This window comes from Psychrobacter sp. 1U2 (assembly GCF_051847575.1).
Map to the genome: position 1 here is coordinate 1 of NZ_JBPYDC010000306.1, position 1230 is coordinate 1230.

A 1230-nucleotide genomic window follows, 5' to 3' on the forward strand; every position below is an offset into this window, starting at 1 on the left:
AGGGTTTATAAATACCTGCCTATAGATTAAGTGTCTGTCAATTTTAATAACTGCCTATTTATAATATAACGTAAGTGAGCCTTATCATGAGCCAAGAAAATCAAAAAAAATCTCTAAAAATACTCGTTATCATGGATCCTATCGAGCAGGTTAACTATAAAAAAGATACCAGTTTGGCAATGATGTGGGCCGCTCAAGACCGCGGTCATACGCTTGGTTATTGTCAGATTCATGATCTATGGTTGGATCGTGGGCAGTTGATGGTCGATACACAGCCAGTAACGGTAAAGCGTGATCCTGAAAACTTCTATACGTTAGGTGATAAAGCGACAGGTCCGGTCAGTGACTATAACGTGATTTTGATGCGTAAGGATCCACCGTTCGACATGCGCTTTATTTATGCAACCTACCTGCTCGATCATGCCAAAGCGGCAGGCGTGTTAGTGGTCAATGACCCGCAAGCGATTCGCGACTGTAATGAGAAGCTGTTTGCGACTTGGTTTAGCGAGTATATGAGCCCAACGATTGTGACCAGTAAACAGGCCCACATTCGCAAGTTTATCGCTGAGCAACAAGACGTAATCGTCAAGCCATTAGATGGGATGGGCGGAACTGGTATCTTTCGTCTGACCGCCGACAGTGCCAATATCGGCGTAACGCTGGAGATCTTGACTGAACTTGAGACCTTGCCAATTATGGCACAGCGTTATCTACCTGAGATTATTGAGGGTGATAAGCGTGTGTTGATCGTCGATGGGGTAGTGGTTGATTATAGTTTGGCACGTATTCCAGTCAAGGGCGAGACCCGTGGTAATCTAGCTGCAGGTGGTAGCGGTGTGGCCATGCCGCTCACCGATATTGAACGTCAAGTGGCAGAAGTAGTCGCTCCTATTGTCAAAGAAAAAGGTCTCATGTTCGTTGGTTTAGACTTAATCGGTGGCCGGATTACAGAAATTAATGTCACCAGTCCCACTTGCGTCCGTGAGATTGATGATCAGTGTGGTACGGACATTGCGACAGACTTTATGATAGCGATAGAAGCTCGTTGTTAAGGATTGTATTTTGAAGATGAGCGGTTATTAATTTTTTGATATCTCTCATTTTTATTGTTTGGCATTAAAGTGTTTCAACCCATTATTTAAGCGATAAAGTGCTATATAAATGAGCATAAATTCCTCTATACTATGCGGTCTTTAGTGTATGAGCTTTTATAGTGAATTATTATTATTA

1 protein-coding gene is annotated in these 1230 nt (G+C 42.8%); it reads left to right on the forward strand.

Annotation, left to right across the window (positions count from 1 at the left end; genetic code table 11):
* The first annotated feature begins 86 nt into the window (after positions 1-86).
* Complete coding sequence (gene gshB, locus ACS8FD_RS15385; RefSeq protein ID WP_439261904.1) at positions 87-1052, forward strand: glutathione synthase; 966 nt, start codon at positions 87-89, stop codon at positions 1050-1052.
* Positions 1053-1230 lie beyond the last annotated feature (178 nt).